Raw genomic sequence first — 12,622 nt, forward strand, 5'->3', positions numbered from 1 at the left:
AAGCCGCAAAGGAGGCACGCAGTGAAGCGGCAGAAGTACCACTACGGCGAGCACCCCAGCCAGTGGGCCGAACTATTCCTACCGGAACCCACGCATACCCCCAACGGGGACCGTCCGGTGAAATGCCATGGCGTCGCCGTGGTGATCCACGGCGGCTACTGGCGGTCGCAGTACGGCGCAGAGCTGGGGGAACCGCTCGCCCGGGACCTCGCCGCGCACGGCATCGCCGCCTGGAACCTCGAGTACCGGCGGGCAGGCAACGGCGGCGGCTGGCCGCACACCTTCGAGGACGTGCTCAGCGGCATCGACCACCTCAAGGACGTGGCCCCCGAGCACGGCCTGGACCTCGGCAAGGTGGTGGCCCTGGGCCATTCGGCCGGCGGGCACCTCGCCGTGTGGGCGGCCGGGCGCCGGAAACTGGACAAAATCGGAACCCCCGACGCCGACCGCCAGCTGGTGCGTAACGGCGACGACGCCGCGGTGCAGCTTAGCGGCGTCGTCAGCCAGTCCGGGGTGCTGAACCTGGCCGAGGCCGAGCGCCTCAACCTCAGCAACGGCGCGGTGGACAACCTCATGGGCGGCGATTCCGTCAGATACCCCAAACGGCATATTTACGCCGATCCCATGAGGTGCCTACCGCTCAGCATCCCCGTGTATGCCGTGCATGCCATGGAGGACGAGGACGTCCCGGCCAGCCTGTCCGAAGGCTACGTCAATGCCTCGATCGCAGCCGGCGGTGCGGCCCAGCTGCTGAAGGTTCCGGGCAGCCACTACGACCTCATCGATCCACGCGCGGCGGCTTACAAGAAGTGCCGGGAACTGGTGCAGCGGCTGCTCAGCTGACCCCGCCGCCCAAGGCTGAATACCGCCTAGAGACAGGCCGGGCGGAAACCCGGATCGGCGGGTCCGTCCTGATGGGCCAGGGCATTCAGCACCCACTGGTGCACTACCGGATCATTTGGGGTTTGATCGTGCTCGATCGGATCCAGTGGGCACATGTTCTGGATGGTGACGTTGGTGACCTGTGCGGCGCTGCCCGACAGGAACTGGCTTTGATACGGCGTCACCACCTCGTCATGGATGGTGGAAATAACGGTGTACGCGGGCCCTCTGACGGTGTCGCCGATGGAGTTGAGCCCGGTCAGGAATGCCGACCCTGCTTCCTGGTCGACGCATGCCTGGCAGAAGGGTGCGAAAAGTTGCATTTCCGAAGGTGCCCCGTCCGGCGGAGGGAGGATTAGGCCCGTCGTGCCGTGGTTCGACGGTGATATGCCCACGAGGTGGTGGACCTTCTTGGCGCCACCCAGGAAGCCCATGTAGTACCTCGGCATCATTCCGCCTTGGCTATGACCCACGACGTCCACTTGACGTGCCCCGGTTGCGGCGAGGACGGCGTCAACAAACGAAGCAAGCTCCCTGGCCGAGTCGGCGATGGGGCCCGAGGCATCGATTCCGTTGGACTCGCCGTAGTTGAGGGCGAACACGCAGTAGCCCTCGGACTTCAGGACCGGAGACAGCGTGCTCCAGTTCTTTGCCATGTTTTCGAAGGTTCCCGGCACCAAGACCACCGGGTAGGGATGCGCGGCGCCGGGTTTGCAGCCCCAGTCGTTGGCTCCCGGAGGGGAGACTTCCAAGGTGCTGGCCGAGGCGGTGCCTGCTCCGGTGAAAAGCGAAAACGCAAGGATCGCAATGGCGGACAGGACGGACCGTTTTTGCACTGTCATAGGGCAGTTCCAATCAATGAGAAGTTTTCCGCGCATCGGTGATGCGCATCACATCCCCCAGGGTCCAAAACATTACCCGCCGGTAACTTGTTGTCGCAATTATGTGTGGAGCATTTGAGAAAACGTGCATTCGGACCCCGGCAGCGCGAGCCGGGTAACTGAACGGCGGATCTGGCCCGACCATGGCCGGTCTGGCAGAGTGTTCCCCATGCTGACAGTGATTGGTGAGGCCCTGGTGGACGTCGTCCGGCGCTCCTCGGGCGAGGAGGCTCACGTGGGCGGCAGCCCGCTGAATGTCGCGGTGGGACTGGCCCGCCTGGGCCACCCGGTGCAGTTCATCGGGCGCTTCGGCAAGGACGCTTACGGTGATGCGATCGCGGCACACCTGCGCTCAAGCTCGGTGATGGTTCCGTTCCCGCCTGACGGCAAGCCCAGCAGCGTGGCCACGGCGGTGGTCGGCGAGGACGGCGCCGCGAGCTACACCTTCGACCTCAGCTGGGAGCTGCCCGGCCTGGCCGAGCGACTGCCGTTCATGCTGCAGGGCGCCTCGCTCCTGCACACCGGCTCCATCGCCACCATGCTGGAGCCGGGCGCGTCCGAGGTGCTTGCCGCCGTCGAGCACGCCCACCCGAACGCCACCATCAGCTTCGATCCGAACTGCCGGCCCAGCATTATCACGGACAAGGACTTTGCGCGGACCCGGACCGAGCGCTTCGTGGCGCTGGCGGACGTCGTGAAGGCTTCGGATGAGGACCTCGAGTGGCTTTACCCGGGCGTGGACGTGCGCGAATCCGCGCGCCGCTGGCTCTCCCTGGGCGGCCACGAAGGCCCGGCCATGGTGGTGGTCACCCGCGGTTCGGCCAGTCCCTGGGGCGTCACGGCCGCCGGAGAAGCCGAGGTTCGCGCGCCCAAGGTGGCGGTGGCGGACACCGTGGGCGCCGGCGATTCCTTCATGGCCGCGTTGCTCTCAGGCATCGTGGACCGTGGCCTGGACGGCGCACAGAACCGCGCAGACCTGCGGGCCATGCCGGCCGAAATCCTGCGCGAGCTCCTGGCCCACGCCGTCAGTGCCGCGGCGATCACCGTGTCCCGCGCCGGGGCCAACCCGCCCACGCGCGCCGAGATGAACGCGCTGACCGCGGGGGAGTGAGCCACCTTCCCCGCCCGTAGACTGACATGATGCGGCTTGTAGCAAGTGACATCGACGGCACCATCCTCGGCCACGACGGCCGGATCAGCAGCCGCACCGTCCGGGCCTTCCACGCCTGCATCGATGCCGGCGTCGAGGTGGTCTTCGTAACCGGACGCCCGCCCCGTTGGCTCTACCCGCTCCGGGAACAACTCGGACACAGCGGCACGGTCATTTGCTCCAACGGCGCCGTGCTGTGGGACCTCGCCGAAGACAAGCTTCTCTCCGCCCGGGCCATCGGGCTCGACGCCGTGCTCGAGGCCCGGCGCCTGATCAAGAATGTGTGCCCCGACGCCTTGTTCGCCGCCGAGACCGTTTCCGGTTTCCACCTCGAACCCGGCTTCATCGAGAACCCCACCAGCGAACTGCTCGCCGAGTTCACCCCGGCGCCGCTGCACCAGACGCTGACGGCGGAGGACGCCGTCGTGAAGTTCCTGGCGGTGACCCGCAGCGGGACCCCGGACGCCTTTCTCGCGCAGGTGCAGCCCATCGTCGCGCACTTGGTGGAAACCACGCACTCGGCGCCGCACACAGCGCTGCTTGAGATGTCGGCGCCGGGCGTCAACAAGGCCGTCACCCTCGCCGAGTACGCCGCCTCCCGGGGGATCGAAGCCGCGGACGTCGTGGCATTCGGGGACATGCCCAACGACGTCGAAATGCTGCGCTGGGCCGGCCACGGGTACGCGATGGCCAGCGGGCACCCGGAAGCGATCACCGCGGCGGGTTACCAGGCCCCGCATTTCGACGACGACGGCGTGGCCCAGGTGATCGAAGCCCGTCTCGCGGAGCGGAAACCGGGCGCCTGAGCCTGCGCAGACGGCGGCCCTAGGACTGTGCCCGCATCCCGTGGCTGTGCGCGAGGGCGATCGCTTCCGTGCGCGAGCCCACGCCGAGCTTCCGGAAGATATTCCGCAGATGGAATTTAACGGTGTTTTCGCTGATGTGGAGCTTCGCGGAGATCGCCCGGTTGCGCTGCCCGGCCGAGAGCAGCTGGAGGACTTCCAGTTCCCGTTCGGCCAGCCCCCAGCCGCCGGCGTCAGCCACCGGAGCGGAGGGCGGATCGAGCGGCAGGGCCACCTGCACATCGGCGCCCCATCCCGCCATGACCTCCAGGTTCATCCGCCCGTTCAGTGCTTCCACCCGGGAGGCGAGCCGGGCGATGTTCGGTGAATCAGCGGACAGCTCGCCCTGGCCGTCGTCCCGCACGTTGATGAGCAGGTTCTCGCCGTCGCAGTCCCACTGGGCGCGGACCCTGCGCACCTCCGGCTGCTCCACGATCGCCAGCACCAGCCCGCGCACGATGGCCCGCGCCGCGTGCGCCACTTCGCCGGGGAGGGCGCGGCCGTTGACCGGCGGCTCGATGAACTGCACGTCGATGCCGCTGAAATGCATCAAGGGCCGCAGGTCCTCCCGCAGCCGTTCGAACGCCGTGGCCACGGGTTCTTCCACAAGGTCCGTGGTGCGGTCGCTGATTGTCCGCAGCTCCACGAGGGCCTTCACGGCGAGGTCCGTGACGTTCCGACGGGCAGCGGCATCGTCCAGGGCCTGGGAGCGCAGGGCCGCCAGGAGGGTCTCGAGGGTGGTCGAGTGACGATCCACCAGTTCCGCCGTGACCCGCAGCCGTTCCGCTGACGCCGCCCGCGATTCCAGGAGGTACGACGGCGGTGCATCCGCCACCTTCTCCTGGATGCGCCGGGCCGCCAGCCCCCACAGGTAGCCGAGCATCCGCAGGGACTCCGCCCGGTCCGCCGGGTCTGCCGGCAGTTGCGGGGCGGTCAGGGTGACCAGGGCATTGGTCTCCGAGGCCAGGGCCAGGACCGGGTGCTCCGCACCGGCGATGGTTGCGGTTCCTTCCCAGGGCTCGCGTTCCGGCACGTGGGTGCGCAGCTGGTCCAGTTCGGGAACGGACACGCGGCTGATGATCGCTTCCGCTCCGGCCTTCTTCTGCGGGCGGCCGGTGCAGTCCTCGGTGAAGATGATGAGCGCGCTGTGGCCGATGTACGGCAGCACCGCCTCGCGCAGGCGCTCGGCGATGTCGATCAGGGGGGCATTCACCAGGGCGGCGACGTCGTCGAGCAGGGTTCTGGTCTTCTGCGCTGAAGTCATCCCGCCACCTTAGCTGCTCGCGCCCCGGCCTGACTACCCGAACGGGTAGCAAACACTGCCCGTCTTCGCTGTTCTGCACACCCGTTCCGGGAGCGACGATTGAAGCACAAGAACTTCCCGGGCAGAACAGGAGGCATGGCAAATGACCCTCACCGCTGAGGTGGCCCCCACCGCATCTGACACAGAAACATCACGCCTGATCTCGGCGAACCTGTCGCTTGTGCGGGGCGAAGTTGCTGGGACCACCGCGGAACTCGACCCCGGCCAGCTCTCCCGCTTGGCGGAGGAACTCCGGACCGCCAGCCGGGTATTCGTTGCCGGTGCCGGCCGCAGCGGCCTTGTCCTGCGGATGGTGGCCATGCGCCTGATGCACCTCGGCCTCGAGGTGCATATCGCCGGTGACACCACCACCCCTGCTATCCGTTCGGGTGATGTCCTGCTGTTGGCCTCCGGTTCGGGAACGACTTCCGGCGTGGTGCGCGCTGCCCAGACGGCCGCAAAGGCCGGAGCCCGCCTGGCGGTGTACACCGCCAACCCGGAGTCGCCTCTCGCGGAACTGGCCGACGTCGTTGTCACCATTCCCGCCGCGCAGAAAACGGACCACGGCTCCAGCCTGTCCCGCCAGTATGCGGGGTCCCTCTTCGAACAGGTGCTGTTCCTGGCCGCCGAGGCCGTGTTCCAGACCCTCTGGGACGGGGATGCGACCCCGGCCGAGGAGCTCTGGCTGCGCCACGCCAACCTCGAGTAAGCCCCGCAAGCATCCGTAACTTCCTGCAACAACCCACACAAGACCAAACCAGAAGTGAGATACCCATGAAGCTGCAAGTTGCCATTGACGTCCTTTCCACCGAGGCTGCCCTCGAACTGGCCGGCAAGGTTGCCGAGTACGTGGACATCATCGAGCTCGGCACCCCGCTGGTGAAGAGCGAAGGCCTGTCCGCCATCACCGCCGTCAAGGAGGCCCACCCGGACAAGATCGTCTTCGCCGACCTGAAGACCATGGACGCCGGCGAACTCGAAGCCGACATCGCGTTCAAGGCCGGCGCGGACCTGGTCACCGTGCTGGGTGCTGCCGACGACTCCACCATTGCCGGTGCGGTCAAGGCGGCCAAGGCCCACAACAAGGGTGTTGTGGTGGACCTGATCGGCATCGAGGACAAGGTGGCCCGTGCCAAGGAAGTCCGTGCCCTGGGTGCGAAGTTCGTCGAGATGCACGCCGGTCTGGACGAGCAGGCCAAGCCGGGCTACGACCTGAACGTGCTCCTGAACGCCGGCGAAGAAGCCCGCGTGCCGTTCTCCGTGGCCGGCGGCGTGAACCTGTCCACCATCGCTGCCGTGCAGCGCTCCGGCGCTGATGTCGCCGTCGCCGGCGGCGCCATCTACGGCGCCGACGACCCGGCCGTTGCCGCGAAGGAACTGCGCGCCGCGATCATCTAGCGGACTGCGCGTCCAGCGCAAGCCCCTCGCGGGCAAACAAGCCACAGCGGCGGTGCGTTCCTGCCGGGACGGCGGACAGGACTCCATGTCCCGGCAGGACTGGGTGCGCACCGCCGCTGTTTTCTTTTGCCAACGTTTTCCTGCCGAACTCGGGAAGGACGAATGACCAGCATGATTGCTTTCCTCGGCTGCGGAGAAATGAACGAAGCCATCATGGCCGGGCTCCTGGAGGCCGGGACCGCTCCGGAAGACGTGGTCGCGACGGTCCGGCGGGCCGAACGTGTTCCCGGGCTTGCCAGCCGCTATCCCGGTGTCAGGTTCATCTCCAGCGAGGAGGAGCCGGAAGGCAACCGGAGCGCGTGCGAGGGGGCTGCCGTCGTCGTGCTGGGCGTCAAACCGGGCGATACGGTCGGACTGGCCCGGGCGATCGGCCCGTCGCTGCGGCCGGACGCCGTGGTGGTGAGCGTGGCCGCGGCCTTGCCGCTCGCGCAGCTCGAGGCAGCCCTGCCCCAGGGGCAGCCGGTGATCCGGAGCATGCCGAACACGCCCCTCAAGCTGGGCCGTGGAGTCGTCTCGCTCTCGCCCGGCAGCACCTGCAGCCCCGCGCAGCTTCAGCAGGCCAGGGCGGTCTTCGAAGGCTCCGGAACCGTGGTGGAGGTGCCGGAGGAGCAGATCGCGTTGGTCTCTGCCATCAGCGGTTCCGGCCCGGCGTACGCGTACTACCTGGCGGAAGCGATGGCGGCCGCGGGCGAGGAGTTAGGCCTGGACCGGGAGCTGTCCGAGCTCCTTGCCCAGGAAACGGTGGCCGGGGCGGGCCTCATGCTCGGCGAGCCGGGCGCCACGGCAACGGCCCTGAGGAACGCGATGACCGGCCCCGAAACCATCACCTCACGCGCCATCGCCGTTTTCGACGGCCGGGATGTTCCCGGCATCATCGCCGAGGGCGCCCGCGCAACCGTGAAACGGACCGCCGAAATCACCGCGTTACTGGGCGAAACCGCGCTCGACTAAGACGCGCGATTAAGCTCACCGGAAACTCACACCTGGAATCCAACTGGCGTTCAACTCAGCCTCTTAGGCTGGCTTCATATCTGAGAGCTCACTTCAGGGGGACATCATGGCCAAGCGAAAGACGAACGGCATGTACGAGGCGCCGATCCGCCGCGCCGAGCCTGCCGAACACTGGAAGCAACTGCGCCGGGGCGACCGCGTAAGCGTGAAGCTCGCCCCGGGATACGAGGACCGGGGATCTGTGGACGCCGTGTCCGGCGACCACAGCATCGTGTGGGTGAACCTCGACGGCGGCCGCGGCCGTACGCTGGTGCACTGCGCCGACGGCGTGGAGATCGTCCGCCACGAGGGCTGAGCCTTCGGGGGCTGGGCTGGGCTGGGCTGGGCTGGGCTGCGCTACGCTACGCGGGTGAGCCAGCCTCTGCCCTATTTCCTGCGACCCGGTGGCGCCAGCGGTCCCCTTGCCTTGGCCCACCGCGGTTTCTCACGCGAGGGACTGGAGAATTCCGCGGCGGCCTTCCGCGCCGCCGTCGGGCTTGGCATCACGCACCTTGAGACGGACGCCCGCGCAACCGCGGACGGCAGGGTGCTGCTGTTCCACGACCACACCCTGGATCGCGTCACCGACTCCCGCGGCCGGATCAGCGAACTGGACTACGCACAGGTGTCCCGGGCGAAGATCGGCGGGCGCGAAGCCGTCCCGCTGCTCGAGGACATCCTGCGGGAATTCCCGGACGCCCGGCTGAACATCGATGTCAAGGACTGGCACACCGTGGCGCCCCTGGCCGCGGTGATCGAACGCTGCGCAGCGCACGAACGCGTCCTCATCACCAGCTTCTCCGACCGCCGCCGCCGGGCCGTGTTGAAAAGGCTCAGCCGCCGCACGGCGTCGTCCGCCGGGATCGTCTCCACGGCAGTCTTCGCCCTTGCCGGTCCGCTCCTTCCGGAGCGTTGGCTCGCCAGGGTGATGCACGACGTCGACGCCCTCCAGGTGCCCGTCCGTTACGGCCCGCTGGAGCTGCTGACCCCGCGCTTCCTCGGCAGGGCCCGTCGCCTGGGGCTGCAGGTGCACGTGTGGACCGTCAACGATCCGGCGGAAATGGAGCGGCTGCTGGACCTGCGCGGTGAAGGGCTGGGCGGTGAAGGGCAGGGCGTGGACGGAATCGTCACGGACAGGGCCGACCTGCTGAAGAAAGTGCTCGAAAAGCGTGGCCAATGGTGGTGAAGTGACACCCGTGACTGGATTGGTGACGCTTGCAGAAACTCAAATGAAGTTAGCTAAGGCTATCCTATAAAATCGCTCGGGTGACCATCCCCCTTGATCTCGCGCGGATCCCGTTTGTCGCGGGCCTGGCCCGCTTCGGAAACCGCGCCGCCGTCATCACTGGCGACACCGTCATCAGCTATGAGGAATTGGCCGGCCGCGTCGACGCCGTGGCCGCCCGGCTTGGCACCACGCGCCGCCTCGTGGCGCTCGCCGCCGCGAATGATGTCGCGTCCCTGGTCGGCTACCTCGCCGCGCTCTCCGGCGGCCACCCGCTGATGATCGTCCCCGCGGACAAGCCGGCCGCCCTGGAGTCGCTGATCGCGGCCTATGATCCGGATGTCGTCATGCACTCCGGCACTGAAAAGTCAGGCACTGAAAGGTCAGGCGCCGAAGCCACCGCCGATCCCGTGCTGCAGGAACGCCGCCCCGGCAGCGGCCACGTACTGTACCCGGAACTCGCCCTGCTGCTGAGCACCTCCGGCTCCACTGGATCGCCCAAGCTCGTGCGGCTGTCGCAGGACAACGTGCAGGCCAATGCGGAGTCGATCGCCGGATACCTGCGCATCGGCGCTGACGACCGCGCCGCCACCACGCTGCCGATGTCCTACTGCTACGGACTCTCGGTCATCAACAGCCACCTGCTCCGCGGGGCCGCCCTTGCGCTCACCGAGCTGTCAGTGGTGGACCCCTGCTTCTGGGACCTCATGCGGCGCCACCGGGTAAGTTCCTTCGCCGCCGTGCCTTACACCTTCGAACTCCTTGAACGCGTTGGCTTCGGCGCCATGGAGCTGCCCGCCCTGCGCTATGTCACCCAGGCCGGCGGCAGGCTCGCCCCGGAGAAGGTCCAGCACTACGCGGAGCTTGGCCGGCGCCGTGGCTGGGAGCTGTTCGTCATGTACGGGCAGACCGAAGCCACCGCGCGCATGGCCTACCTGCCGCCCCAGCTCGCCGTGGCGAACCCTTCCAGCATCGGCGTTCCGGTGCCCGGCGGCTCCTTCCGGATCGAACCCGTCGACGGCCTGGACTCGGCCGACGGGCCTGTCGGCGAACTCGTCTACAGCGGCCCCAACGTCATGCTCGGCTACGCCCGGAGCCCCGAGGACCTGGCGCTTGGCCGGACCATCACCGAACTGCGCACCGGAGACCTCGCCCGCTGCCAGGACAACGGCCTCTACCAGGTGGTCGGCCGGCGCAGCCGCTTCGTGAAGATCGTCGGCCTGCGGATCGATCTTGGACAGGTCGAGGCCATGCTGGCCGAGCTCGGCATCACCGCGGCCGCCGCAGGTTCGGACGAGAAACTCGTGGTCGCCGTCGAGGGTGAGCACGACACCAAGCTGCTTGCCAAGATCGTCACCCAGGGCCTGGGCCTGCCGCGCGCGGCGCTGCAGATGTACGCCGTCGCGGCCCTGCCGCGCTTTTCAACCGGGAAGACGGATTATCCGGCGGTGTTGGCGCTCGCGGACAACGCACTCGCGGACGGCCTGCCCGACGACGGCGCGGTCACCGCCGCCGGACGGCCCGCCGTCGTGCGTCTAGGCACAGAACGCAAGACGAAGCGGCCGGAGGACGCCCGCACGATCTTCGCCGACGCGCTGGAACGGGACGACATCGCGGACGGGGACACCTTCGTCAGCCTGGGCGGCGATTCGCTGTCCTATGTGGCCGCGTCCATCCGCCTGGAGAAGGCGCTCGGCCACCTGCCGCCGGACTGGCACGTCACCCCCGTGAGCGACCTGGTGCCGCGGGAAGCCGCTCCGGCAGAGCGCCGCTTCGCACCCGCGAAGCGCTTGTTCGCCCCGCTGGAGAGCGGAATCGTGCTGCGCGCGCTGGGCATCATCCTGATCGCGGCCACGCATATCGGGCTGTTCCATTGGGAGGGCTCGGCGCACATCCTGATGGCCGTGGCCGGGTACAACTTCGCGCGCTTCCAGCTGGGCGGCAAAGGGGGCCGGCGGCTGAAACGGCAGCTGCACAGCCTGGGCCGGCTGGTGATCCCGGCAATGGCGTTCATCGCCGTCGCCTTCGTGCTGACGGACCGCTACACCGTGGCGAACATCTTCCTGCTGAACTCGATGATCGGGCCCGAGGAAGTGACCACCCAGTGGCACTTCTGGTTCATCGAAGTGCTCGTGTACATGCTGGTGGGGCTGGCCGTGCTGTTGGCCGTCCCCGCCGTGGGGCGCTTGGAACGGCGCTTCCCGTTCGCTTTCCCGCTGGCGCTCGCCGGGCTGGGGCTCATTACCCGGTACGACATCGTGGACCCCGGCCTTCCGCATCCGATGCCCACGTTCTGGCTGTTCGCCTTCGGCTGGGTGGTGGCGCGGTCCAGGACCCTGCCGCAGCGGCTGCTGGTGTCGGCGCTGGTGGTGCTGACCGTGCCGGGTTATTTCTTCGGCGACCAGCTGCGGGAGAACACGGTGATCGCCGGCGTTCTCGTGTTGATCTGGCTGCCCACCCTGCTGGTACCTGCTGTGCTCAGGCGTCCGCTCGGGCTTCTGGCCAGCGCCTCCCTTTACATCTACCTGACGCACTGGCTGGTGTACCCCCTGTTCGCCGGGGCCAGCCCCTTGCTGGCCCTGTTGGCCTCGCTGGCTGCCGGCGTGGCGTACTGGGCCCTGTCCATGCGCTTCCTGGGCCTGGCGGAGCGGCGTCTGGGGAGGCGGCGGAACCATAGTGCGGCTGCGCCGCTTATGACGGCGTAACGCGGCTTATCCTGTCGGCGCTGGATGGCAAGATAGGGCCCATGCGCATTCTGATCGCCCCGGACAAGTTCAAAGGCTCCTTGACCGCCACTGAGGCGGCCGCAGCCATCGCCGAGGGGGCCCTGCGGGTCTACCCGGACGCCGTCGTCACCCGCTTCCCGATCGCCGATGGCGGCGAGGGGACCTTGGAAGCCGCCGTCGCCGCCGGCTACGAGGAACGCGTCAACGCCGTCACCGGCCCCATCCTCAAGCCTGTCGGCGCCGCCTGGGCGATCCGCGAAAACTCCTTCGGCGGTGCCACCGCCGTGATCGAAACCGCCCAGGCCTCCGGCCTCGCCAGCATGGAGCCGACGCCGGAAAACTCCCTGCGCGCGCACAGTTACGGTTGCGGGCAGCTCATCGCCGCGGCGCTCGACGCCGGGGCCACCGAGATTGTGCTTGGCCTGGGCGGCTCGGCCATGACCGACGGCGGCAGCGGAGCCCTGCGCGCGCTCGGCCTCAAGCCGCTCGACGCCGCCGGGAACGTGGTCCCCCTCGGCGGTGGTTCGCTGGCCGACATCACCGCCCTCGACGTCTCCGCGCTGGATCCGCGCCTGGCAAAGACCACCTTCCGGATCGCCGTCGACGTCCGCAACCCGCTCTACGGCAGTGACGGCGCCGCGCACGTTTTCGGGCCCCAGAAGGGCGCGGACGCGGACGCCGTGGAACTGCTCGACGCCGGCCTGCGCAACTGGGCATCCGTGCTGCGGGAGGCCACGGGCCGGGACACCAACATCCCCGGCGCGGGCGCTGCCGGCGGCTTCCCGGCGTCGTTCCTGGCTTTCACGGAAGCGCAGCTGGAAGGCGGCTTCGAGTTGGTCGCCGCGCTGACCGGTCTGGAATCCCAGCTGGACGGGGCCGACCTGGTGATCACGGGCGAAGGTTCGCTGGACACCCAGTCGCTGAGCGGCAAGGGGCCGATCGGCCTCGCCGATGCCGCACGTGACCGCGGCATCCCGGTGCTCGTGGTGGCCGGACGCATTGCGGTCACGCCCGAAGACCTCGCCAAGCACGGCGTGGAAGGCGCCGCCCAGCTGCTGGACATCGCACAAAAGCGCGACGGCGAACCGGACATCGCGGACGCCGTTGCCAACGCCGCCAAGTACCTCGCCTGGGCTACGAGCCAGCTTCTCGAAGGGGCGTAAGC

12 protein-coding genes are annotated in these 12,622 nt (G+C 68.3%); 10 read left to right on the forward strand and 2 right to left on the reverse strand.

Going from position 1 to position 12,622, the window contains the following annotated elements:
• Positions 1-21 precede the first annotated feature (21 nt).
• On the forward strand, positions 22-843 hold the full coding sequence (locus tag ACN9M4_RS00525) for an alpha/beta hydrolase (RefSeq protein WP_426301337.1): 822 nt from the start codon (positions 22-24) through the stop codon (positions 841-843).
• A gap of 26 nt (positions 844-869) precedes the next feature.
• Here ACN9M4_RS00525 and ACN9M4_RS00530 read toward each other — a convergent pair whose 3' ends face one another.
• A complete protein-coding gene (locus ACN9M4_RS00530) occupies positions 870-1,724 on the reverse strand; it encodes a lipase family alpha/beta hydrolase (RefSeq protein WP_426301339.1) in 855 nt (284 codons plus the stop codon).
• Positions 1,725-1,932: 208 nt separating this feature from the next.
• On the opposite strand from ACN9M4_RS00530, the gene ACN9M4_RS00535 reads away from it, so the two are divergent.
• Both ACN9M4_RS00535 and ACN9M4_RS00540 read left to right on the forward strand, forming a co-directional pair.
• Positions 1,933-2,874, forward strand: a complete 942-nt coding sequence (locus ACN9M4_RS00535; RefSeq protein ID WP_426301341.1) for a carbohydrate kinase family protein — start codon at positions 1,933-1,935, stop codon at positions 2,872-2,874.
• Between the two features lie 29 nt (positions 2,875-2,903).
• Complete coding sequence (locus tag ACN9M4_RS00540) at positions 2,904-3,719, forward strand: HAD family hydrolase (RefSeq protein ID WP_426301343.1); 816 nt, start codon at positions 2,904-2,906, stop codon at positions 3,717-3,719.
• A 19-nt stretch (positions 3,720-3,738) separates the two neighbouring features.
• Here ACN9M4_RS00540 and ACN9M4_RS00545 read toward each other — a convergent pair whose 3' ends face one another.
• Complete coding sequence (locus ACN9M4_RS00545; protein ID WP_426301345.1) at positions 3,739-5,019, reverse strand: LuxR C-terminal-related transcriptional regulator; 1,281 nt, start codon at positions 5,017-5,019, stop codon at positions 3,739-3,741.
• A 142-nt stretch (positions 5,020-5,161) separates the two neighbouring features.
• On the opposite strand from ACN9M4_RS00545, the gene hxlB reads away from it, so the two are divergent.
• From hxlB to ACN9M4_RS00580, 7 genes are all read left to right on the forward strand, one after another.
• Positions 5,162-5,767, forward strand: a complete 606-nt coding sequence (gene hxlB, locus ACN9M4_RS00550) for a 6-phospho-3-hexuloisomerase (protein ID WP_426301347.1) — start codon at positions 5,162-5,164, stop codon at positions 5,765-5,767.
• A gap of 65 nt (positions 5,768-5,832) precedes the next feature.
• Positions 5,833-6,456, forward strand: coding sequence for a 3-hexulose-6-phosphate synthase (gene hxlA / locus ACN9M4_RS00555; RefSeq protein WP_426301349.1), 624 nt, complete (start codon positions 5,833-5,835; stop codon positions 6,454-6,456).
• A 162-nt stretch (positions 6,457-6,618) separates the two neighbouring features.
• Entirely contained in the window at positions 6,619-7,467 is an 849-nt protein-coding gene (gene proC / locus ACN9M4_RS00560; RefSeq protein ID WP_426301350.1) for a pyrroline-5-carboxylate reductase, read from the forward strand.
• Positions 7,468-7,573: 106 nt separating this feature from the next.
• Positions 7,574-7,822: a hypothetical protein gene (locus ACN9M4_RS00565; RefSeq protein WP_426301352.1), complete on the forward strand. Its 249-nt coding sequence runs from the start codon at positions 7,574-7,576 to the stop codon at positions 7,820-7,822.
• A 54-nt stretch (positions 7,823-7,876) separates the two neighbouring features.
• Positions 7,877-8,692: a glycerophosphodiester phosphodiesterase gene (locus tag ACN9M4_RS00570; protein WP_426301354.1), complete on the forward strand. Its 816-nt coding sequence runs from the start codon at positions 7,877-7,879 to the stop codon at positions 8,690-8,692.
• An 80-nt stretch (positions 8,693-8,772) separates the two neighbouring features.
• Entirely contained in the window at positions 8,773-11,436 is a 2,664-nt protein-coding gene (locus tag ACN9M4_RS00575) for an AMP-binding protein (RefSeq protein ID WP_426301356.1), read from the forward strand.
• 41 nt (positions 11,437-11,477) lie between these two features.
• Positions 11,478-12,620, forward strand: coding sequence for a glycerate kinase (locus ACN9M4_RS00580; protein WP_426301358.1), 1,143 nt, complete (start codon positions 11,478-11,480; stop codon positions 12,618-12,620).
• Positions 12,621-12,622: the final 2 nt, after the last annotated feature.

The sequence above is a fragment of the Arthrobacter sp. R-11 genome, from assembly GCF_049913155.1.
GTDB lineage: Bacteria > Actinomycetota > Actinomycetes > Actinomycetales > Micrococcaceae > Arthrobacter.

Coding starts and splice junctions, on each gene's coding strand:
- ACN9M4_RS00530 (WP_426301339.1), bottom strand. CDS start 1,724: ATGACAGTGCAAAAACGGTCCGTCCTGTCCGCCATTGCGATCCTTGCG.
- ACN9M4_RS00535 (WP_426301341.1), top strand. CDS start 1,933: ATGCTGACAGTGATTGGTGAGGCCCTGGTGGACGTCGTCCGGCGCTCC.
- ACN9M4_RS00540 (WP_426301343.1), top strand. CDS start 2,904: ATGCGGCTTGTAGCAAGTGACATCGACGGCACCATCCTCGGCCACGAC.
- ACN9M4_RS00545 (WP_426301345.1), bottom strand. CDS start 5,019: ATGACTTCAGCGCAGAAGACCAGAACCCTGCTCGACGACGTCGCCGCC.
- hxlB (WP_426301347.1), top strand. CDS start 5,162: ATGACCCTCACCGCTGAGGTGGCCCCCACCGCATCTGACACAGAAACA.
- hxlA (WP_426301349.1), top strand. CDS start 5,833: ATGAAGCTGCAAGTTGCCATTGACGTCCTTTCCACCGAGGCTGCCCTC.
- proC (WP_426301350.1), top strand. CDS start 6,619: ATGACCAGCATGATTGCTTTCCTCGGCTGCGGAGAAATGAACGAAGCC.
- ACN9M4_RS00565 (WP_426301352.1), top strand. CDS start 7,574: ATGGCCAAGCGAAAGACGAACGGCATGTACGAGGCGCCGATCCGCCGC.
- ACN9M4_RS00580 (WP_426301358.1), top strand. CDS start 11,478: ATGCGCATTCTGATCGCCCCGGACAAGTTCAAAGGCTCCTTGACCGCC.